The sequence below is a fragment of the Sorangium sp. So ce1504 genome (assembly GCF_051521635.1).
In the GTDB taxonomy this organism is placed as follows: domain Bacteria; phylum Myxococcota_A; class Polyangia; order Polyangiales; family Polyangiaceae; genus Sorangium; species Sorangium cellulosum_B.
Genome location: NZ_CP150365.1, coordinates 1,830,965 through 1,850,869, shown reverse-complemented (window position 1 = coordinate 1,850,869; position 19,905 = coordinate 1,830,965). Strand labels below are relative to the sequence as shown.

16 protein-coding genes are annotated in these 19,905 nt (G+C 70.8%); 6 read left to right on the top strand and 10 right to left on the bottom strand.

Annotated elements, in window-relative coordinates; translation table 11 throughout:
• Nucleotides 1–40 precede the first annotated feature (40 nt).
• The gene (locus WMF39_RS07035) at nt 41–1,570 is read right to left on the bottom strand and encodes an amidohydrolase family protein (protein WP_437744773.1); all 1,530 of its coding nucleotides are present in this window, start codon (nt 1,568–1,570) and stop codon (nt 41–43) included.
• Nucleotides 1,571–2,907: 1,337 nt separating this feature from the next.
• Here WMF39_RS07035 and WMF39_RS07030 point away from each other — a divergent pair.
• On the top strand, nt 2,908–3,372 hold the full coding sequence (locus tag WMF39_RS07030; RefSeq protein WP_437744772.1) for a hypothetical protein: 465 nt from the start codon (nt 2,908–2,910) through the stop codon (nt 3,370–3,372).
• Between the two features lie 228 nt (nt 3,373–3,600).
• Here the strand turns inward: WMF39_RS07030 and WMF39_RS07025 are convergent, their stop codons facing one another.
• The 6 genes from WMF39_RS07025 to WMF39_RS07000 form a co-directional block, all read right to left on the bottom strand.
• A complete protein-coding gene (locus tag WMF39_RS07025) occupies nt 3,601–4,563 on the bottom strand; it encodes a PAS domain-containing protein (RefSeq protein ID WP_437744771.1) in 963 nt (320 codons plus the stop codon).
• A gap of 239 nt (nt 4,564–4,802) precedes the next feature.
• On the bottom strand, nt 4,803–5,168 hold the full coding sequence (locus WMF39_RS07020) for a DUF1428 domain-containing protein (RefSeq protein WP_437744770.1): 366 nt from the start codon (nt 5,166–5,168) through the stop codon (nt 4,803–4,805).
• 273 nt (nt 5,169–5,441) lie between these two features.
• Nucleotides 5,442–6,470, bottom strand: a complete 1,029-nt coding sequence (locus tag WMF39_RS07015; RefSeq protein WP_437744769.1) for a hypothetical protein — start codon at nt 6,468–6,470, stop codon at nt 5,442–5,444.
• 369 nt (nt 6,471–6,839) lie between these two features.
• Nucleotides 6,840–7,799 carry an aminoglycoside phosphotransferase family protein gene (locus WMF39_RS07010; RefSeq protein WP_437744768.1) on the bottom strand — a complete coding sequence of 320 codons (960 nt, stop codon included), beginning with the start codon at nt 7,797–7,799 and terminating at the stop codon, nt 6,840–6,842.
• Nucleotides 7,796–8,338 (bottom strand): hypothetical protein, encoded by a 543-nt coding sequence (locus tag WMF39_RS07005; protein ID WP_437744767.1) that lies wholly within the window; start codon nt 8,336–8,338, stop codon nt 7,796–7,798. Before WMF39_RS07005 ends, WMF39_RS07010 begins: the two co-directional genes overlap by 4 nt.
• A 290-nt stretch (nt 8,339–8,628) precedes the next feature.
• Entirely contained in the window at nt 8,629–10,134 is a 1,506-nt protein-coding gene (locus tag WMF39_RS07000; RefSeq protein ID WP_437744766.1) for an FAD-dependent monooxygenase, read from the bottom strand.
• 105 nt (nt 10,135–10,239) lie between these two features.
• On the opposite strand from WMF39_RS07000, the gene WMF39_RS06995 reads away from it, so the two are divergent.
• Nucleotides 10,240–10,941 carry a TetR/AcrR family transcriptional regulator C-terminal domain-containing protein gene (locus WMF39_RS06995; protein WP_437744765.1) on the top strand — a complete coding sequence of 234 codons (702 nt, stop codon included), beginning with the start codon at nt 10,240–10,242 and terminating at the stop codon, nt 10,939–10,941.
• 146 nt (nt 10,942–11,087) lie between these two features.
• Here the strand turns inward: WMF39_RS06995 and WMF39_RS06990 are convergent, their stop codons facing one another.
• Nucleotides 11,088–12,113, bottom strand: a complete 1,026-nt coding sequence (locus tag WMF39_RS06990) for a hypothetical protein (RefSeq protein ID WP_437744764.1) — start codon at nt 12,111–12,113, stop codon at nt 11,088–11,090.
• A gap of 325 nt (nt 12,114–12,438) precedes the next feature.
• Between WMF39_RS06990 and WMF39_RS06985 the strand changes: the two genes are divergently transcribed.
• The gene (locus tag WMF39_RS06985; RefSeq protein WP_437744763.1) at nt 12,439–13,275 is read left to right on the top strand and encodes a cyclase family protein; all 837 of its coding nucleotides are present in this window, start codon (nt 12,439–12,441) and stop codon (nt 13,273–13,275) included.
• A 43-nt stretch (nt 13,276–13,318) separates the two neighbouring features.
• Here the strand turns inward: WMF39_RS06985 and WMF39_RS06980 are convergent, their stop codons facing one another.
• Both WMF39_RS06980 and WMF39_RS06975 read right to left on the bottom strand, forming a co-directional pair.
• Nucleotides 13,319–13,708, bottom strand: a complete 390-nt coding sequence (locus WMF39_RS06980) for a tautomerase family protein (RefSeq protein ID WP_437550482.1) — start codon at nt 13,706–13,708, stop codon at nt 13,319–13,321.
• Nucleotides 13,709–13,740: 32 nt separating this feature from the next.
• The gene (locus tag WMF39_RS06975; protein WP_437744762.1) at nt 13,741–15,681 is read right to left on the bottom strand and encodes a D-glucuronyl C5-epimerase family protein; all 1,941 of its coding nucleotides are present in this window, start codon (nt 15,679–15,681) and stop codon (nt 13,741–13,743) included.
• Between the two features lie 169 nt (nt 15,682–15,850).
• On the opposite strand from WMF39_RS06975, the gene WMF39_RS06970 reads away from it, so the two are divergent.
• The 3 genes from WMF39_RS06970 to WMF39_RS06960 all read left to right on the top strand — a co-directional run bounded on the left by WMF39_RS06970 (nt 15,851) and on the right by WMF39_RS06960 (nt 19,905).
• Entirely contained in the window at nt 15,851–17,017 is a 1,167-nt protein-coding gene (locus WMF39_RS06970; RefSeq protein ID WP_437744761.1) for an RtcB family protein, read from the top strand.
• A 145-nt stretch (nt 17,018–17,162) separates the two neighbouring features.
• Nucleotides 17,163–18,947 (top strand): Rieske 2Fe-2S domain-containing protein, encoded by a 1,785-nt coding sequence (locus tag WMF39_RS06965; RefSeq protein ID WP_437744760.1) that lies wholly within the window; start codon nt 17,163–17,165, stop codon nt 18,945–18,947.
• A gap of 70 nt (nt 18,948–19,017) precedes the next feature.
• Nucleotides 19,018–19,905 (top strand): serine/threonine-protein kinase, encoded by an 888-nt coding sequence (locus WMF39_RS06960; RefSeq protein ID WP_437744759.1) that lies wholly within the window; start codon nt 19,018–19,020, stop codon nt 19,903–19,905.

The window sequence follows — 19,905 nt, the reverse complement described above, 5'->3', positions numbered from 1 at the left end:
CGGGCGGGGCTGCTTCCGTCGCCCCGCCCGACGCTCCACGTCAGGCCGCCTTGCTCTTCCGCAGCTTCTGCTCGACCGCGGTCCCGGCGAAGAAGCCGGGGTTCTTGCCGGCAAAGAAGTTGTAGGGGTGGGTGAACACGAGATCGCGGAAGTTCGCCTCCGTGAGCGCCCCGCGCTCGACGAGGCTCCAGGTGTCCGCGAGGACCTCGGTCAGATCCGGCACGTCCCAGTGGCCGCTGTCCGACGCCCAGAACGCGTTGAGCTGGACGCCGAGCGGGTTGACCTTCGTGTCGAACGCGTACGCGATCGTGGGGTCGTCCGCCTCGGAGCCGAAGTAGAAGTTCGGCACGTACCGGTCGCGGATGTCCTCGATCCGCTCGATGCCCGCCGCCGCGAAGTCGTCGAGCGCGCCCGGGTCCTGCGGCTGCCTCCGCGAGTTGTTCGAGACGCCGAGCGCCCCGCCGAGGACAGCGTGGATATCGCCGAGCCGCGCCCCGACCTCCTCGCCGCCGTACTGCTGGTACAGCGCGTACAGCAGCTTCGCGTCGATCAGATCAGGGTTGTAGTTCTGGACGGCCCTGCCGTTGCGCTTCTCCCAGTGCCCCACCAGATCCGTGAACAGCGTCGCGCCCCACGCCGCCCCTCCCTCGAGGAAGCCGACGCGGAGATCGGGGAACCGGCGGGTCACGCCGCTGAAGAAGAGCGACTTCGCGAGCGCCTCGGAGGCGGAGGCGAAGTGGCCGATGTGGTTGTACATGTAGCTCGAGACCGAGCTGCGGCTGGTCCACCCCATCCCGGCGGAGTGGGTGGTCAGCACCGTCCTGAGCTCGACCGCCTTGGCCCAGAACGGGTCGTAGTTGTGCTCGCTGTCCACGCCGAACGTGTCGAGCCAGTTCGCGTGCCGCGCGACGTCCGGGTGGTGCCGCGACGGGTACTTCTCGGCCACCGACCGGATCGGCCGCCGGAGGTTGCCCGGGATGAGGGCGACCTTGAGGCCGAGCTCGCGCACGGCGAACTCGAGCTCTTCGACGCCCTCCTCCGGCGTGTGCAGCGGGATGGCCGCGACAGGCGTGAGGCGGTCGGCGTACGGCCGGTACACGTCGGCGTGATAGGCATTGACCGCGCGGATGAGCACCCGGCGCAGGTCCTCCTTGCCGACGTGGGTGGCGAACGTGGAGACGTTCGGGAAAAGAACCGCGTAGTCCGTCCCCGACTCGCCGAGCCGCTCGTGCAGCAGCCTGGGCAGCGACACCGTGGCGAGATCGAGGGTGTTCTTGGTCGGCAGCGCCCACCACGGGGGGCGGACCGAGCGCTGCGCCGCGCGCTGCTCGGGCGTGAGCTCGTACCACTCGTTGCTCAGGTAGCCGAAGCCCCGGTTGATCGCGTCGCGGAACTCGTCGACGGACTTCGCGCCGCCGTACTTCGCGATGTAATCCTCGAGGATCGGCGCGAACTCGATCGTGTGCAGATCGGTGTCGATCACCGGATAATCGAGCTTGTCGCGCACCACCCGCGAGCGAGAGGTCTTCTTGCCGTCTTTCAGCGAGAGGTGAGAGGATGAGACGCTCATGACGATGACTCCATGGCGCGATCGCGCGGTCGCGCGGCGGCCATCGGCGCCGGGCAGCCGCGCCCAGGGCGCACGAGGCCGCGCGCCGACCAGGCGCCCGCTCCTGTGCTGAGAATGTGAGAGGCCTTCGAGCTAGAGCGCCGCGAGCGCGGCGCCCCTACAGCGCGTGGCGGTCCATCGCTCGACGTCAGCGCCGATCCGGCGGGGCGCGAGCCGCTGCGAGCGCCGGGGGAGCGCGGGAGAGCGCCTCTCTGCCGGCGCGCCACAGGCGGCGCGGCTTCGCCCGACAGTCGGCACGCCCGCGCGGGCGTTCGGCATGGTCGAGCTGGCGAGGACAGGTGAGATCGCGCCGCGCGCGATCGCTGGGTTCTTCATAGCTGCCTTCAGGTGAGCTTTCGCCCTGACGCGTTGCATTGCGCGGACCAAACCTTCGCCGTTGCCAGCAAGGCAGGCCGGGCGGAAACTCTGCTGGTGCGCTCCGCGAGCAGCGGCGCCCGCTCTTTCCAGAGCGCCGTCCCGGGGGAGAGACGGAGAGGCCTCGAAGGACCCGGCACCTCCCGGCGACGAAGGAAGATCAACGGATCGCAGCACGCGCCGCGCACCATGTCAGGAGAGCCAATCGGCGAACGTTGCTCCGCCTCCTTTGTGCCTTTATGCATATACATGAGACGTGCCAGACTTATGTCCGCCGTAGAAGACGAAAGTCCGCTATATCGGACACCGCCCTGCTGCTCCAGAAGCAGGGCGTGCTTCGCGGGTGTTGCTGGAGCAACAGTGGGGACCGGCTGGGACCACGTCGATGCTGCGCAGACGTTGCTGCTTCGAAGGGAGCGGGAGCGAGGCGGTGAGCATGACGCCCCGCCCGGTGCGGACCTCGAACGCGAGTTCCGGGGCGGCTCGGTCGGAACGCTCGTTCCTCCACCCCTCGCAGCGCTCGAACACGCAGCGTGGGTGTGGCGCAGCGGTTGTCCGCAGCTTCACCGGATCCCATCACGCCGCGATGAGGACGGAGAATCCCGGCCTGCTCGATGGCGCTCTGCCACGCAGGAGCGCCGCTTCGGAGCGATGTCCCGAGTCCTGACCAGGGCTCGAGGGCACAAAGAACGGAAGCGCTCGATCTTCGCTCGGAGCAATGTTCGCAGAACTTACCTACGGCCTGGACGCCGGCCATGAGTCCCGGCCGCAACGAACGTGTCTTGGTCGGCGAAAACGCTCTGCTCTGGTTGCTCATTTTCTGCGAGGCAGCAACTACACAGGCTCCCAAAGGCACACGGCCTGCTCCACAGTAACCTCAGAGGTCCGCGGCATGGCCGTCATCGGACGTTGAGGGGGGACATATGCTGTCAGTGCACAAACAGGTAGTTTGGCTCGGGATAATTTTCGCGGCGCTCACGACAGGCTGCGTGATCGAGCCGGAGTCGATGAGCGACCTCGATCAGGACGAGGTCGATCTCGAGGAAGCGGACGCCGAGACGATCGGCACCACCTCGGACGAGCTCGAGCAGGTGCAGGGCGGCTCCTCAGATTCGGGCCAGCTCGCGCAGACGGCCAGCAAGGGCTTGCCGTCAAGCTACGCATTCTCGGGTCAGGTCGCGCAGGGCGCCAGCGGGCAGCAAACGCCCGCTGTCCAGCTGTTTCCGAGCGGCGAACAAGGGACGGTAGTGCTACCGACATCAGGAGGTCAGATCAATCTGCCGATCATCGCGTCCGGTTCTAACTATGCGATCATCGTGTACATCATCGACAACAGCGGAGACTACTCCAGCAATGGCGGGAGTCGGGCGCCGCACATCAACCCCTAGCGCGGGCGCCCCGCTCCCCGAGGCCGATGCAGCCCCATTTGCCCCGGCTCGACCCAGACGGTCGCATTCACCGACGCTTTCGGAGCGCGCGTGCGCCGGCGCTGTCATCGGCTGGCGCCAGGACGCGCCCCCCTCACCCCGGTCGTCCTCGGCGTGTCGCTGGGCGCGTCATGCACGATGCACGTTCGAAGAACGCACAACGCCGAGCGGGGACGCAACGTCTTCCCGTCATGGCTGGGACGCCGACGCGGGCGCCAAGCTCATCCCGGTCGCGAACGAGATCGCGCTCTGCAGGTCGCGGCGGGTCACGATGCCGGCAAGATCGATGTCGAGGCTGACGATGGCCTGGGACACCTCCGGCCGGATGCCTGTCAGGACGACCTGCGCCCCGAGCAGCCGGACCGCCCGCGCCACCTGCAGGAGGGCGCTCGCCGAGGCCGTGTCGATGAGCGGCACGCCGGTGACGTCGATGATCGCCACCCGCGCCTGCCGCTCGACCACCTTGCTCAGCAGGTTCTCCATCATCTGCTGCGCCCGCGCCGCGTCTAGCACGCCCACCAGCGGCAGCACGAGGACACCCTGGCTGATGGGCACGATGGGCGTCGACAGCTCCAGGAGCGTCTTCGCCTGCAGCCGGAGCTTATCCTCGAGCCGCTTCCGATCGGTGATCACCTCCGTGAACAGCATGATCCCGCCGATCTCGCCGCTCGACTTGTACCAAGGAAAGATCTTCCAGCGCACCCAGTCGACGCTCCCGTCGGCCCGCGGGAAGGGCTCTTCATCATTCGATTCCGTGGCGCCTGCGATGCAGCGCCGGTGGATCTCCCTCCAGTGCTCGGGGATCTCGGGGAAGAGATCGTAATGGCATCGGCCGATGATGTCCTGCTCCTTCATGCCGAAATCTTCCCGCCAGCGGTGACTGACCAGGATGTAGCGCATGTCCTTATCGAACATGGCCACGGCAGCCGGGCTATAGGTGACAAAGACGCGCGCATGCTCCTCGCTCTGGCGCAGCGCCGCCTGGAGGCGATCCCGCGCCTCCTCGGCCTCCTCCAGCTCCCGGATGCGCTGCCTCAGCTGCTGGTTCTCCGCAACGACAGCCATGTAATCCGCGTCACAGTTCATCCGTACCCTCGGTTCCGTCCTGGTCTGTATACCAAGAAAGCGCGGAGCATGGCGCTCGACCGGCACACGCGTGCGCTACCGAGGGGCGGGACAAGGCTGCAGGCGGCTCGCGTTCACGCGGGAGGATCGGCAGGCGCCCACAGCGGGGCGCCCTGCGCCGGCGTTCAGCGCGCTTCATGCGCGGCCTTGAGACCGGCGATGTCCAGCTCCCCCATCTCGAGCATCACCTCGGGGAGCCGGGCCGCCACCTCCGCCTCTTTCGCGTACCAGAGGTGCGGCGTGATCTTGTTGACCTTGGTGCTCGCCTAGCGCTCCTCTCCGCTCGAGTCGAAGAGGACAGCGAACCCGCCCGAGATCAAGCGCTTGGGGTCGAACGGCGGGTTCTCTGTCATCTGCATGCGCGGGTCGTCCCTCATCTTCGCGCCCGCCTGGTCGCGCACCTCCTTCGATGGCCACACGATCCAGGAGAACACGATGGTCTCGCCTGCCTCGGCCTTCACCGCGCCCTTGAAGTCGGTGATCTTGCCGTCGGGGACGTCGTCGCCCCAGCACTCGACGACCCGCGTCGCACCATACTCCAGCAAGACCTCGGCGGCCTTCACGCAGACCTCGCGATAAGCTGCCTTCTTGCCCGTGGGCACCGGAGTGACAAAACCGTCGATGTAGCTCATAGGCGCGATTATGCGGACCTGTCGATCACGGCGTCAAGCGCGGCTCTCCACGCGAATGGCGGACTCTGCCGTTCACGCGAAGCCCGTCGGCCCCGGGCAGGCCCAGCAAATCGCGGCAAACAGGCCCTGGCGCGGGCAATGATTCGGAGAGAGAGAAATCGAGATACGTACTCGCAATGCGCCCTGCGCGTCGTCGAGGGCGGCGACCGCCGCGCCTGCCATGCGGGCTTTCGGGCGCACCGGATCACGGCGTGCGCCCCGATCCGTACATCGCTAGCGGTAGGGCCCGCCCCCGGGGCCACGCAGGAGGTTGCGCTCGATCCTTGCGCGCACCTCGTCGAGCGTGTCGATGGCCCACACCATCGTGTCCGGCGCGATCGAGGGGGCGATCGGTCCCACGGTCACGCCGCGATCGTCGATGGTAACGGGGCCAGCGCGCTCGTCGAGGGCGAGGAGGGCCACACGGGCGCCAGGGTCGAGCAGCGCGGGGGCTCGGTCGGTCTGCCGCGGATCCACACGCACGTGGAAGCGGCGATCGAACGCCTCGTCCTCAACGACGATGTCCTGCCCGCCCAGCCTCGTGACGAGGCCGTCGAGGAGTCGTTCGCGCCGGACGGCGAGGCCAAGGCCGAGCTCGGTCTCGAAGCTCGCGCGCGCGGTGATCCGGTGGCGTCCGCGCGCCGCGCGCGCCGAGCCGACCTCGATCGGGCCCCCCTCGATCCGGCCCGTGATCGAGAGCGGCACGCTCGCGAAGGCGAGGCCGCGCGCCGAGGCGAGCGCGCGGAGCGCCTCCGCGTGCGCGGCGAGCGACGCGGCGGCGCGGAGGCCAGCGCGCGCATCGTCGAGGAGCTCGACGGTCTGCGCGGCGCTGTGGGCGGCGCGCACGATCCACGCCTCATCGGTGGATCCGTACCGCTCGGAGAGCGTGCAGCCGCCATCATGGACGCGGAGCTCGTAGGACGCGCGGTGCAGCGCCACGAGATGCTCGCGGAGCGCCACGGTGAAGAGATCCCCTGTCCGGGAGGGGTCATCCGCTGCGATCGAGAACTCGCTGTCGAGGTCGTCGCTGCCGGTCAAGACCGCGTTCACGAAGCCCAGGGTCGTCTGCCTGCGCGCCATCTCGAGGCCCAGATCGAGGGGTGGCCGGAGCGAGCCATGGACGAGGACGTGCGGACGATCTTCTGAGTCGCTGAGCTCCACGGAGACGGGACGCCCCGCGACGAGGCCCTTCGCTTCGCCGCCCTGCGCGTCGAGGCCGAGCGTGGCGGCCACGGCCTGGACTTGCTGCTCCCAGCTCCTCATGCACCCACGCTATCCGCGCGATGCACCGGGCGCAATCATCGCAATCCCACGCGCCGCCGCCCGATGGACCTCGCCTCGCTGCGCCCCTGGTCTTGGTGAACGGAGAAGCGTCATTGTTCCTTCGACGCCAGAACGCCTGTGGCGCGCACCTCGAGCTCAGGCCGTTCGAGCCCGCTTCACCCGAGGAGAAGGGGAGGAGTCCCCACAAGGGGACTCCGCGTCTCCCTGGATGTACTGCTGTCGTGCTGCGCAGCCGCCGGGTCGCGGCGCGACTGGCAGCGTCACCGCGGGCCGCGGAGCTCGCTGGGCAGCACCGAGGTGGGCCGCGATCCTTGCCGGGGGTCCGCGCCCCACGCCGTCAGCGTGACGTCATGGCCAGCCGCGCAGGACGTCGAGCGCCCCGGCTTCCTGCCGCATCTCGCGCAGGAGGGCGGCGGCGACGACGCCGGGGTGCGTTCGCTCCGGCGCGGCGCCGAACGCGGCGAGGACCTCCGCGAGCGGGCGAGACGCGTCGTCTTCAGGAGGCGGCCCGCCGAGGCGCGCTGCCCCGAAGAAGAAGCTCGCGGCGTAGAAGGCGAGGGCGATGGCGCGCGCAAGGCCCGCCCGCGCGCGCTCGTCGTCGCTCGCGGGCCTCCCCAGGTACGCCTCGAGCAGCGCCTCGCGCTGCTCGGGCCGCGGGTACGCAAAGACGCCGAGCTGCGCGAGATCGATGAACGGATCTCCCGCGCCCGCGTGGGTCCAGTCGACGAAGTACACGCGCTCGGCCGCCACGAGCACGTTGTTCGGGTTGAGGTCGCGATGACACGCGGCGGCGTGCGCGTGCGGCGCGCTCACACGCTCGAGCTCGACGACCGTGCGCACGAGCTCGGCTGGCAGGCCTGCTCCTGCGAGCGCCGCGCACTGCGCGTCGAGGGAGCGCAGGAAGGCCATGCGCGACGGGCTGCGCGGGAACGGCGGACCGTCGTGGAGCCGCCGCAACGCCGCCGCGACCCGCTCGATCTGCGCCGGATCGCGCGTCGGGCGGAGCTGTGTCCCCGCGATGCGGTCCATGATCGTCACGCCCGTCCGCGCGTCCGCGTGGTGCAGGCGCGGCGCGACGCCGCGCTCGGACGCGATGCGCATGCACGCGCTCTCGCGCGCGGGGCGCTCCGGATCGCTCGGATCGAGCGCGAAGCGCTTCGCGACGTACGGCGCGCCGTCGACGACGAACGCGATCAGCGCGGCGCCGGAGAACCCGCCGGAGAGCGAGGTCACGTCCTGGACCGGGCGCCCCGGGAAAGCAGCCTCGAGCGCGGCGATGAGGTCCGGGTGCAGCTCCGGGGCGCTCATGCCCACCCCCGCATCGAGGCGAGCCGCTTTGCGTAGAGGCGGCTCCGCGCGGCGAGATCGGCGGGCCGTGCCCAGTCCCACCCGATCGCCTGCCAGTCCGGGTCGTCGGGATCGAGCCCGAGCGACGCGACGAACGCGCGATCGGCGACGAAGAAGTGGTGTTTGTACGCGAGGAGATAGCCGCGCGACGCCTCTGGCAGCGCCTCGACGTGGGCGCGCGCCTCCTCGTAGGTCGCGAACCAGTGGTGCAGCACGCCGCCATCCCGGCCGTAGAGCAGCGCCCCGAGCTCGGGCGCGCCGGGCTCTCCCGCGAGGGCAATGCGCGCGCGCTCCCAGCTCGAGAAGCCGCACTCGCGCGCGACCACCGCGAGGCAGTGCTTCCGGCGGACGCCAGGAGCGGCCGCGGCGAGCGCGGCCTCGTCGGCGCGCCCGAGCTCGGGCAGCGCGCGCAGGCGCAAGAGCGCCTTGGCGTCGTTCGACGCGAGCTGCTTGTGCAGCAGCTCAGCGCGGGTCTTCAGCTCGCGAACGGGATCCATCATGGACGTCTCCTCTCGAATCGGCCGCTACCCGCTCCCTCGGCCCGAGGATGTCGACGTGGTCATGACGGTGCGAGGTGACTCGCGGTCGTCGCGTCGCAGGGTGAAAGGCTTCTTTCCGGCGGGGAGGGCGCCCCTGCGCACCCTGGCCAGACGCTAGCGCTTCGCGTCGGGGCGCGCCAGGCGGAATCCAGGGGCGTGCGGGCGCTGAACGCGCAAACGGGCGAACGAGCGCCGGTGCTCCACCGTCTCCACCTCTTCCGAGCCCAAGGTGTGAGCGCACCCTCGCGGCCTCACGCGGGCCCGCACCAGGACGCGAGCGCGCTCCTCAGATCGGCGAGGCGCGTCGCCCGTCGCGCAGCGTCGCTCGCCCACGCGACGTGCCCGTCCGGCCTCACCAGGACCGCATCGACGGCGGCGAGATCGCTCTCCGGGGCGGCCGTCGCGCGGACGACGTCGACGCGATCGCCCCACGCCGCGCCTACCTCCCGGAGATCGACCGCGCCGGAGAGGTCGAGCAGGACGAACCGGGCCGTGTGGAGCAGCTCGTACAGCCGCGAAGCGCCGGAGTCCGTCACGAGCGCGCGATCGGGCGCCCGCCTACCGACCCAGGGGTGCGCCTCCGCTGCCCCGCCGGCCGGATACGCGACGTCGAGCGCGCTGATCATCTCGGAGATCCGCCGATTGACGGGATCCATGGCGAGCAGCTCGCTCATCATCTGGCGGAGCGCCAGCCCCGCTTCCGAGAAGTCGCCGAGCTTGGTCTGAATCTCCGTGTTGCGCCCCAGGGCCACGCCCACGGGGTGACGCTCGGCATGATAGCTGTCCAGGAGGTGGGGCGGCGCCCAGCCGTTCACCTCGGCCGCGAGCTTCCAGCCGAGATTCATCGCGTCTTGCAGCCCGACGTTGAGCCCTTGGCCGCCGGCGGGAAAGTGGATGTGCGCCGCGTCGCCCGCGAGGAGGACCCGCCCGCGCCGGTACCGCTCGGCGACCCGCGTCGCATTGCCAAAGCGCGACAGCCAGCGTGGATTGCGCATCCGGAAGTCCCTTCCGACGATCCGCGCGACGCCGCTCTGCAGCTCCTCGAGCGTGACCGGCTCGGACGTGCTCACGTGCGCCCGTTGCGGATCGAACACGACGAAGCGATAGACGCCCTCGTGATCGCCGGGTGGAAGCGGGGCCGCCAGCACGGAGCCGCGCGAGCCCGTGTGCCTGAACGGCCTGGCCGGGGGCTCGTCGAGCTCCACGTCGCCCAGGATGGCCGTCACCGTCGTCTCCGTGCCCGGAAACCCGACGCCGATCGAGCGTCGTACGACGCTCCTCGCCCCGTCGCACCCCACCACGTAACGCGCGCGCTCCTCGGCCTGCCCCGCGGGGCCTTCGACCCGCAGCGCGACCTCGCCTCCCCTCTCCGCGACCTCGACGACCGAGCGACCACGCTGGATCTCGACGCCCAGCTCGCGAGCCCGCTCCTCCAGGAGCCCCTCTGTCTGCGCCTGGGCCAGCCACAGCGTGTACGGGTGCCGCGTATCGAGGCGCGAGAAATCGAGCGGCGTGTCGAGCCACGCGAAATGCCCTGCCGGCACCGGCACGCCCCGGCGCTGGAAGCGGTCCACGATCCCGCGCTGATCGAGGATTTCCAGCGTCCTCGGGTGCACCGTGAGCGCGCGCGATTGCTCGGTGCGCGTCCACCGCTGCTCCAGCACACGGACCCGGACCTTCGCGAGCGCGAGCTCCGAGGCCAGCAACATCCCAACGGGGCCACCGCCAACCACCACAACATCATCTTTCGTCGACACTGAAACCTCCTCGTCCCAAACTCTAACAACGTTAGAGTAAATTGAACGGTGTTAGAGTCAAGGCCGTGCTTCGACTTCCGGGCGCGAACGAGGGAAGGGCCGGCGATGCGACTACGACGTGAGCAGGTCGTCGCGACGGCGCTGCGCCTCTTGAACGACGTCGGGCTCGACGCGCTGACGATGCGCCGGCTCGGGCAGGAGCTGGATGTCCAGGCGGCGACGCTCTACTGGCACATCAAGAACAAGGAGGAGCTGCTCGACGCGATGGCGGAGGCCATGCTGGCAGGCTGCGCGGAGAGCGCGCCGGCAGCGCTCTCGGGGATGGAGCGCGCGGCGGACATGGCCGAGCGGCTCCGCAGGGCGCTCCTCGCGCACCGCGATGGGGCGCGGGTGTTCGCGGGGACCTACGTCGCGCAGGACAACACGCTGCGGGTCTCGGAGGTGCTGCTCGGCGCCTTGAGCGACGCCGGTCTCTCCCCGCGCGCCGCGGCGTGGGGGTGCTGGTCGATCGTGTACTACGTGATCGGCTTCACCCTCGAGGAGCAGGCCCTCGTGGTCCGCCCGGGAGCGGACCCTGGCAAGGCCGATCCTGCGCTCTTCCGCGAGGCGGTGGAGCGAGGAGCTTACCCGCACCTCGCGGCGGCGCTCCCGCACCTCCTGAGCACCGACACGGACGCGCGGTTCCGGTACGGACTGGAGCTGATCCTCAAGGGACTTGAGGCGGAGCTCGAAGGGGCGCCGCGACCGAGGGAGTCCAGGAGCTCGCACGCCGGAGCCAAGAAGCGGGCGCCCCGCCGGAGCGGCTGACCGCCGCCCGCGCGGATGGCCGAGCCGCTCGGGTCGACGGTCGCTCCCGACCTGGGCCGCGCCGCTGCGGCTCCTGTGCGGCGGCTGCGCCTACCTGGATCGAATCGCTGCGATCACGCGCGCGGAGAACCATCCTCCCGCGGAGCTCACGACGTGCGGAGCGGCTCCGCGAGCCAGCGCACCAGCGCGTCGGCCTCCAGATCGAGCAAGGCATCCTCGACCTCACCCGGACCGATGGCGCGGGCTCGCTCGATGATCGAGCGCTCTTCTTCGGCCGTCGGTCGCCGCCCGAGCCGCCGGGTAAAGAGCCGACCGAGCAGCTCCGCGATCGCCTGCTGCTTGCCTCGCTCCTCACCGCGTCGCTCCCCGCGCTCCTCGCCGCGTCGCTCCCCGCGCTCCTCGCCGCGTCGCTCCCCGCGCTCCTCGCCGCGTCGCTCCCCGCGCTCCTCGCCGCGTCGCTCGGCCTCGATGATCATCTCCCCGATGATCGGCGTGCGCCGGAGCAGCCCCTCTTCCTTGTCCTCCACCATCATGACGAGCTCCTTCAGCAGATTATGCTCCCAGGGATCGATGGTGGCCATCACCAGGAGCGCCGTGTACAGCTCGGCCCGCTCCTCGGCGGTGGCCGCCCCCGTATGGATCTCCGCGACGATCTGCCTCAGCGCCGCCAGGGTCGCGTTCCGGGCGAGAGGCGCGAACACCAGCCAGAGCACGCTGCCACGCGCCCGCAGCTCGGACACCGTGCGCTGGTAGACGGCGTCGATGCGGAAGTGCGCGCCGCTGAACGGCCGCCCCGGCCACGCGATGCAGCGTTTGCCCGTCGTCGGCAGTCGCCGCCTACGGCCCGACAGGACGACGGCGACGCTCTCGATCGGCGGCACCGCCTCCCCGTGGGCATCGAGGCGGAGCGCGGCGAAGAGGAAGCCGAGGTACTCGAAGAGGCGATCCGGAACGTCGTCGCGGAGCGCGAAGCAGAACTCGACGTGCAGCACGCGCGGCTCGCCGTCGATCCGCAAGCGAATGGCCTTGTCGAGGCGACGCTCGATGTTCGTGATCTGGCTGTCGACCCAGCCGAGGACCTCGACGGGACGGCCCTCCGGAACGAGGGCGCGCACCAGATCCTCGGGGCGCCTCCGGGCGAGGTGGCGAAGCGTGATGTCGGCGTCTCCCATGCGCGGTGTCCATGGCAGCGCGCGTACCAGGGGCGCAGGCGGCCGAAATCAGCGGAATTCAGGGTGTGGCGTGGCGTCAGGCAGGTGGCGGCGCCATGGCGGGTGCGGGTCGCGGCCGCACGAGCCGCGGGGCTCCGCCAAGATAGAGCCGACCGAGCAGCGCCGCGATCGCCTGCTGCTCACCTCGCTCCCGTCCTCGTCGCTCCCTGCGCTCTTGCCCGCGTTACTCTCTCCCGCGCGCGACGTCAGGAGCGATGCCCCGGCGCGAGGCCGGTGACAGAATCATCTCACGCGGCCGGTCGCATGGCCGGCCAGGAGGGGCTCGATGCGAACGTTGATCACGACGATACTCGTGCTCGCCGCGGTCTCGGCGGGCTGCGCGGCGGAGCAGGCGGGAGCGCGGGGCAACACCCCAAGAGGCGCTGGCGCGAGCGAGATCCGCCTGCCCGAGGGCGCGCGGCTCGTCGACCTGACCTATCCCTTCGACGACAAGACCATCTACTGGCCCACGGCAACGACGGGATTCACCCACGGTACGGTGCACCACGGCAAGACCGAGGGCGGCTATTTCTACTCGGCGTACACGCTCTGCGCGCCTGAGCATGGCGGCACGCACCTCGACGCGCCCATCCACTTCGCCGAGGGCAAATCGACCGCGGACGCCGTGCCCCTGTCCCGCCTCGTGGGCTCCGCGGTGGTGGTGGACGTGTCGGCCGCCGCGGCCAGGGACAGCGACTACCTCGTGACCCCGGCGGACATCGAGGCGTTCGAGCGGGCGCACGGCGCCATCGAGCCGCTCACCATCGTGATGATCCGGACGGGCTGGGGCGCGCGCTGGCCTGACAAGAAGCGTTACCTCGGCGACGATCGACCTGGCCACGCCGAAGCGCTGCATTTTCCGGGTATCGGCGAGGACGCCGCCCGGGCGCTCATCGAGCGGAACGTGGGGGCGGTGGGCATCGACACGGCGAGCATCGATCACGGCCCATCGAGGAGCTTCATGGCGCATCGGGCGCTGCTCGGGGCGGATATCCCGGCGTTCGAGAACGTCGCCTCGATGGAGTCGCTGCCCCCGCGAGGCGCGCTCGTCATCGCGCTTCCGATGAAGATTCGCGCCGGCTCCGGCGGGCCGCTGCGCATCGTGGCCGTGCTGCCGCGCTGACCGCCGGAGCCGCGCCGGCGCCCGGCCCGCGAGCGCCCGGACGCTAGAGGTTGATCTTGTAGTTCAGCTTGACCTCGTCGCCATGCATCCCCCGAAACCCCCAGTCGTGGGCGGGCGACTCCGAGATACAGATCTCGATGTCCTGGTGGTCGATCCCGACCTCGTCCCGGATCTTGTCGAACAGGAGCCGCACGAGCTTCTTCTTCGTCTCCACGCTGCGCCCGGTGATCATCGAGATCTCGATGATCGTATAGGCGTCGGTGCGCCCGCCCGGCGCCAGCATGTCCTCGCGCTCCATCGGGAAGAAGCGATGCGCCCGCTTGTCCTGCGGCATCTGCAGCGCCTCCATGACGCAGGCGTGGATCACCCTCGACAGGGCCTCCTTCACCGGATTGAGCTTCTCCTTGATTCCGTAAATCTTCACCTGAGCCATGGGGAGTTCTCCTGGAACCACGTCGATTCGTTTCAGTCGTCCGCGTCCTCGCCCTTCGGCCCGGACTGCCCCGCGGCGGCCTCCTCGCCCTCGTCCTCGGGGAGCCCCGCGTCCGCCGCGCCCGGCGCCTCCGCCGCGAGCGCCATCCGCTCGGCGAGGGGCCGCTCGGGCAGCGTGAGCAGCGGGCCGTCGCCGAGCTCGCCGATCATGTTGAGGTACGCGTTCATCGCGTGGCACACCGAGTCGGTGCGCACATAACGATCCCTGACGCTCCAGAACACCCCGCCGGCGGCCGCCTGCGGGTTCTTCACCACGAAGGAGCTCTCCGGACCGTAAGTGTACTGCAAGAGCAACCGGATCGCGGCGACCACCGCGTCCTTGTACCGATCGCAGCCCTCCATGCCCTTCTTCCGGCAATGGTGGTACACCTCCGATATCACCTCGGCGAGCCAGCCGCTCCCGCTGCTCGACAGCGACCGCTGCCAGCGGCCGTAGCGGTAGGCGTCCTCGGGCCTGCGCCACTGCCGCTTCACGAGGTCGTCGGCGCAGCGGAAGACGGTCTGCTCGACGCGCTGGTCGCCGCCGGCCTTCGCGAAGTCGAGCAGCGATTGGACCGCCCACGAGCTCGAGATCGGGTTGGGCTTCCTGTAATCGTCGCCGAGGAAACACCCCTTCTCCGCGATCCTGGCGAGCAGGTAGTCCGCGGTCCGGGCCGCGGCGTCGAGGTACTTCTTGTTGTTCGTGGCCCGGTAGGTGCGTGACAGGGCGGAGAGGACCTGCCCCGTGTAGAGCGTCGAGTCCTTGCCCTGGACCTTCCACGCCCCGCCCTCCTGCCCGGTCAGGGCCGAGCGCACGCTGCCGTCCGGCCGCTGCATCGAGATCAGCCACTCGGCCGCGAGCACGGCGGACTCGAGGTACCTCTTGTCCTTCGTGACGCCGTGGAGCTCGAGGAGCGTGAAGATCGACTTCGACGCCGTGCCGACGACCAGCCGGCGCTCGGGCCGCTCGCGCTCCAGGTCGAACGCATAGAAGAAGCCGCCGGCCGTGCGATCGCGCGCCTCGCGGCTCTGCATGCCCATCATGAAGCCGGCGGCCTCCGTCGCCAGCCGCAGCAGGCGCTCGTCGGGCTTGTAGGCGTGCAGCTTCAGCAGCGTCAGCGCCGTGGACGCGGTGTAGATCGTGTGCAGCTCGCGCTCGAACCGGTCCGCGGGGGCGTGGTAGTACTTGTGAACCCCCTTGTGCCGCGGATCGATGACGCGCAGGAGATAGCCTTTGCCATCCTCGATGCGCCGCGCGAGGAGGGGCTTGTCGAGGACGCGCACCGGCACGAGCCCCTCGACGAGCTCGACGCCCTTCCCCGGGCGCTCGACGCTCTCCACCATCGACTCGTGATGATCCGGAAGCTCCACGACCAGCCGCGCGCCCGCGAGCGCCTCGCGCGCGCCGCCCCCCGCGGCCACGGCCCTGCGCGCGGCCTCCTTCAGCGCGACGCAGAGCCCCGCGTCCGACGCCTCCCCGCGGGCGATCTGCTTCCCCTCCTGAAAGCCCATCACGACAGCGCGGAAGGGGCGTTTGGACGAGAGGGCGAGATCGCACGTCACCTTGTCACCGCCCGCTGCCACCTGGCGGACGAAGGCGACGGCGCGATCGCGGAAGGTGCCATCGTCGAGCTCGGCGCCCGCGCTCCCGCCCTCCGGGGCCTGGATCGCCGGATCGGGCACCCGGGGTAGGTTCGCCGCGATCTGGGCCGCGAAGCGGTCGTCGCCGGCGGGCAGGGCGCGCGGTCTACCTTCCGCACCTTCCGCACCTTCCGCACCTTCCGCGGCGCTGGCCGTCGCGGAAGCCGCGGCGGCGGGCTTCCCGGCCGCAGGGTCCTCGCTCGGCTTGCAGCCGTCACAACCGCTCGTGGCCCCACACGACAGAGCGGCAAAGATCGCCAGGGTTGCGATGGAGAGCGCGCGAGCAGACGGCATGAACAAGGACCCCGGAAGCAGCGATTTCGACGCGTATCAAGAACCCAGAGGCCCCGCAAGGCCGAACGGGGTAGCCGCGCGCCTCGCGATCGCCCGCCCGCGCCCTCGCGATTCGGCCGCATGCGTCCCTCGCTGTTCGCCTGCGCGCGCCCCGCGCTATTCTGCCCGCATGGGACCCGCGCAGATCAAGGGCAAGAACGTGGACATCAAGCTGTGGACCCGGCCGGACGAGGTCGAGGCGATCGCGCTGGAGCAGCTGCGGAACATCAGCGCCCTGCCCTGGGTGTTCCACCACGTCGCCGCCATGCCCGACGTCCACTTCGGCAAGGGCGCGACCGTCGGCTCGGTCATCGCGATGCGGGACGCGGTCGCGCCGGCCGCCGTCGGCGTCGACATCGGCTGCGGGATGGGCGCGCTCCGCACGAACCTCACCGCGGCCGATCTGCCCGACGACCTCCGGCGGATCCGCAGCGACCTCGAGCGGGCGATCCCTGTCGGGTTCGCGGCCCACGATGCCCCGCCGGAGGGGTTCGAGCGCCTCGCGCTCTGGGACGAGTTCGCGAGCCTGAGCCCGAAGGTCCAGGGGCTGTTCACGCGGGCGCGCTGTCAGCTCGGCACGCTGGGGGGCGGCAACCACTTCATCGAGCTCTGCCTCGACACGGGCGGCGGCGTGTGGCTGATGCTCCACTCCGGCTCTCGCAACATCGGCAAGGAGCTCGCCGAGATCCACATCGCCACGGCGAAGAAGCTCGCCCACAACCGCGACCTGCCCGATCGCGATCTCGCGGTGTTCCTCGCCGGCACCCCGGAGATGAAGGCCTACCGGCACGACCTCTTCTGGGCGCAGCGGTACGCGCGGACGAACCGGGAGGCCATGTTCCACCTCGCCGAGGGCGTGCTCCGCCGGCACTTCCCCGAGCTCGCGATCCAGGAAGCCATCACTTGCCATCACAACTACGTGGCAGAAGAGTGTCATTTCGGTGAAGACGTGCTGGTGACGCGCAAGGGCGCGATCCGGGCGGGCAAGGGCGAGCTTGGCATCATCCCCGGCTCGATGGGAACGCGCTCGTACATCGTCCGCGGCCTCGGCAACCCCGAGGCGTTCGAGAGCGCCTCGCATGGCGCGGGGCGCAAGATGAGCCGCGGCGAGGCGAAGCGGCGCTTCACGGTCGACGACCTGGCCGCGCAGACGGCCGGGGTCGAGTGCCGCAAGGATGGCGGTGTCCTCGACGAGATCCCCTCCGCCTACAAGCCGATCGAGCGCGTCATGGAAGACCAGCGCGATCTCGTGGAGGTCGTCGCCGAGCTGCGGCAGGTCCTCTGCGTGAAGGGGTGAACGAGCGGCGCGGGTCCGGACAGGGAACTTTTCGCGGCGGCCCCGTTCGTGGCCCCTCCCCGCCCCGCTCTCGGCTACGATGCGCGTCGCTCTCACGACGCGCGCCGCGTACCCACCGCGGCGCGCGCCGCCGCGCGGAGAAGCCATGAAGTCGGACTGGATCGATCTGGGCCCCCTCTCCGAATTTCCGGCGGAGGTGCCCGTGCTGCGCAAGGACGACACGGGGCGGCGCTTCGCCTGCGTCCTCCGTGGCGGCGAGGTCCACGCGCTCGACGATCGCTGCCCGCACCAGGGTTACCCGCTGTCGCAGGGCGCGCTGCGCGGCGGCGTGCTGACCTGCGCGTGGCACAACTGGAAGTTCGAGCTCGCCTCGGGCGCCTGCACGTTCGGCGGCGAGCCCGTGCGGCGCTACGCCACCCGCGTCGACGGCGGGCGCGTGCAGCTCAACCGGGCCGTCGACACAGCGGCCGAGGTGCGGCGCCTCGTCGCCGGCCTGCGCGAGGCGATCCTGCGCGACGAGCCGGCGCGCGCGCTGCGCGAGGGCCTCCGGCTGGGCGCGCTCGGGCTCCACCGGGGGGAGAGCGGCCTGGGCAGCCTGCACCTCGCGTTCGAGGTGCTCACCAGGGACGGGGCGGAGCGCGCCGAGTACGGCTTCGACCACGGCCTCGCCCTGCTCGCGGACCTCTGCGCCTGGGTCGAGCGCGGCAGGATCCCGGCCGAGGAGGCGTTCGTGGTCGCCGCCCACGCGATCGGCGAGGCGTCGGCCCGGCTGGGCCCCCGCGGCAAGGGCCCCGGCAAGGTGGGGGCGCGCTCGCCCCTCGCGCGCATCGCCGACTTCGAGCTCGACGAGCCGGCGAAGGTGAGCGAGGCGCTCGCGGCGGAGCGCCGCGACGAGGCCGAGGCGCGGATGCGCGAGCTCGTCGAGATCCGCGGCACGGCCGGCGCGCGCCGCGCGCTCATGCCCTTCGTCGCGCAGCACCTGTACGACTACGGGCACGGCGCCATCTTCCTCTCGAAGGCGCTCGAGCTGGCCGAGCGGTTCTCGTCCGCCGCCGACGAGGTCCTCGCCGCCTCCACGGTGCAGCTCGCCTGGGCGACCGCCGACACCAGCCTGCCCCCCTTCACCGCCACGCGCGCCGCGCTCGCGCGCCTCGCCGATCTGCCCCTGCCTGGCCCCGACAGCGCCGCGGCGGCCACGCGCCCGGACGCCGCGCCGCTCGAGGGCGCGGAGCGCGCCGCCTTCGAGGCCGAGGTGCTCGCAGGAGAGCAGCCGGCCGTCGAGGCGACCGTGCGCTGGCTCGCGCGCGGCGCCGGGCCGCTCGCGCTGCTCGGCGCGATCGGCCACGCCGCCGCCGTCCGCCTCGCGCGCTTCGACTCGGCCTGGGAAGCGCGCCTCGACGCCGAGGTCGGGGTGCTCGACGTCACCCACGCCGTCACCTTCGCGGAGGCGGCGGCGGCGCTCGGGCGCGAGGCCCTCCCGCGCGAGGCCGCGCAGCTCGCGGTGCTCGCGGCCGGCTTCGTCGGCAAGCTCCGCAAGGCGGACGCCGCCGCGCCGCACGCGTCCGCTACGACGGCGGCTACCCGCGCGCGAGGCGGCGGGCTGCTCCAGGCGGTGGAGGCGCGCGACGTCGGCGCGGCGCTCGCGATCGCGCGGGAGCTCGACGCCGCGGGTCGCCTGCGCGCGTTCGCCGAGCTCGCCCCCTTCGCCGCGTTCGACGCCGCGGTGAGGCCCATCTTCACGGCGCACGCGGTGAAGACGCTCGAGGCGCTGGAGCGGCTCGAGTCGTCCGATCCTCAGCCCGACGGCGCGTACCTCGCGGCGCTGCTCACCCACGTCGTCCCCGTCCGGCCGGAGCTCTCCGCGCGCCGGATCGCGGCTGTGGCCAAGAAGTTCATGTCCGATGGGCGACCACCCGATGGACTGTATTGAGCCGGCCGCCCGCCCGATGGACAGAGAGAGAAACGTGCACTGGTGCGAGCATCATTCATACTGACTGTCTATGCGGCTTGAGCCTGGTTCCCACGTAGCGCCGCACCTGACGCTCGACACCCTCCTCCGGATGGGAGGCGTCGGCAGCATCTGGACGGCGCATCACCTCGGGCTCGGCAAGGAGGTCGCCGTCAAGTTCATCTCTGCGTCGCTCGCGACCGATGCGACCGCGGTCGCCCGGTTCCACCGCGAAGGCGCGCTCATGGCGAGGATCAAGAGCCCTCACGTGGCCGAGGTGTACGAGCACGGCGTCGCCGCCAACGGTCTCTCGTACATCGTGATGGAGCTGCTGCGGGGCGAGGAGCTGTCCGACCGGCTAGCGCGCGCCGGGCGACTCCCCCTGGAGGAGACGCTCGCGCTCGTCTCGCAGCTCTGCACGGGGCTCACCGCGGCGCACAAGCTCGGCGTCATTCACCGGGACATCACGCCAGAGCACGTCTTCCTCGCCGACACCGGCGGAGGCACCTGCGTCAAGCTGCTCGATTTCGGGGTGGCCAGGGGGGATGTCGACCCGGATGGGACCACGCTCACGAACACGGGCGCGGTGGTCGGCAGCCTCGTTTATATGAGCCCGGAGCAGTTCTTCAACCCGAAGCTGGTCGACGGCCGCTCGGATCTCTGGTCCGTGGGCATCATGGCGTACCACGCGCTCACCGGCGCGCCGCCGTTCGAGCAGAAGGGGATCGAGGCCCTCCTCGGCGCCATCCGGCTCGGCACCTTCTCGCCTCCGAGCCAGCGTTGCGCCGAGATCACGCCCGCCCTCGACGCGTGGTTCGTCAAGGCGCTTGCCCGTGAGCCGTCCGGCCGCTTCGGATCGGCCGAGGAGATGTCCGAAGCGCTTCACCGGGCCGCCGAAGGGCCGCCGGGCCCAGGGAGCGCGCCTCCCAGGGTAGATTGA

Excerpts from the sequence above, each read along its gene's own strand:
- WMF39_RS07035 (WP_437744773.1), bottom strand. The coding sequence starts at position 1,570 with ATGAGCGTCTCATCCTCTCACCTCTCGCTGAAAGACGGCAAGAAGACC.
- WMF39_RS07030 (WP_437744772.1), top strand. The coding sequence starts at position 2,908 with ATGCTGTCAGTGCACAAACAGGTAGTTTGGCTCGGGATAATTTTCGCG.
- WMF39_RS07020 (WP_437744770.1), bottom strand. The coding sequence starts at position 5,168 with ATGAGCTACATCGACGGTTTTGTCACTCCGGTGCCCACGGGCAAGAAG.
- WMF39_RS07015 (WP_437744769.1), bottom strand. The coding sequence starts at position 6,470 with ATGAGGAGCTGGGAGCAGCAAGTCCAGGCCGTGGCCGCCACGCTCGGC.
- WMF39_RS07010 (WP_437744768.1), bottom strand. The coding sequence starts at position 7,799 with ATGAGCGCCCCGGAGCTGCACCCGGACCTCATCGCCGCGCTCGAGGCT.
- WMF39_RS07005 (WP_437744767.1), bottom strand. The coding sequence starts at position 8,338 with ATGATGGATCCCGTTCGCGAGCTGAAGACCCGCGCTGAGCTGCTGCAC.
- WMF39_RS06995 (WP_437744765.1), top strand. The coding sequence starts at position 10,240 with ATGCGACTACGACGTGAGCAGGTCGTCGCGACGGCGCTGCGCCTCTTG.
- WMF39_RS06990 (WP_437744764.1), bottom strand. The coding sequence starts at position 12,113 with ATGGGAGACGCCGACATCACGCTTCGCCACCTCGCCCGGAGGCGCCCC.
- WMF39_RS06985 (WP_437744763.1), top strand. The coding sequence starts at position 12,439 with ATGCGAACGTTGATCACGACGATACTCGTGCTCGCCGCGGTCTCGGCG.
- WMF39_RS06980 (WP_437550482.1), bottom strand. The coding sequence starts at position 13,708 with ATGGCTCAGGTGAAGATTTACGGAATCAAGGAGAAGCTCAATCCGGTG.
- WMF39_RS06975 (WP_437744762.1), bottom strand. The coding sequence starts at position 15,681 with ATGCCGTCTGCTCGCGCGCTCTCCATCGCAACCCTGGCGATCTTTGCC.
- WMF39_RS06970 (WP_437744761.1), top strand. The coding sequence starts at position 15,851 with ATGGGACCCGCGCAGATCAAGGGCAAGAACGTGGACATCAAGCTGTGG.
- WMF39_RS06965 (WP_437744760.1), top strand. The coding sequence starts at position 17,163 with ATGAAGTCGGACTGGATCGATCTGGGCCCCCTCTCCGAATTTCCGGCG.
- WMF39_RS06960 (WP_437744759.1), top strand. The coding sequence starts at position 19,018 with ATGCGGCTTGAGCCTGGTTCCCACGTAGCGCCGCACCTGACGCTCGAC.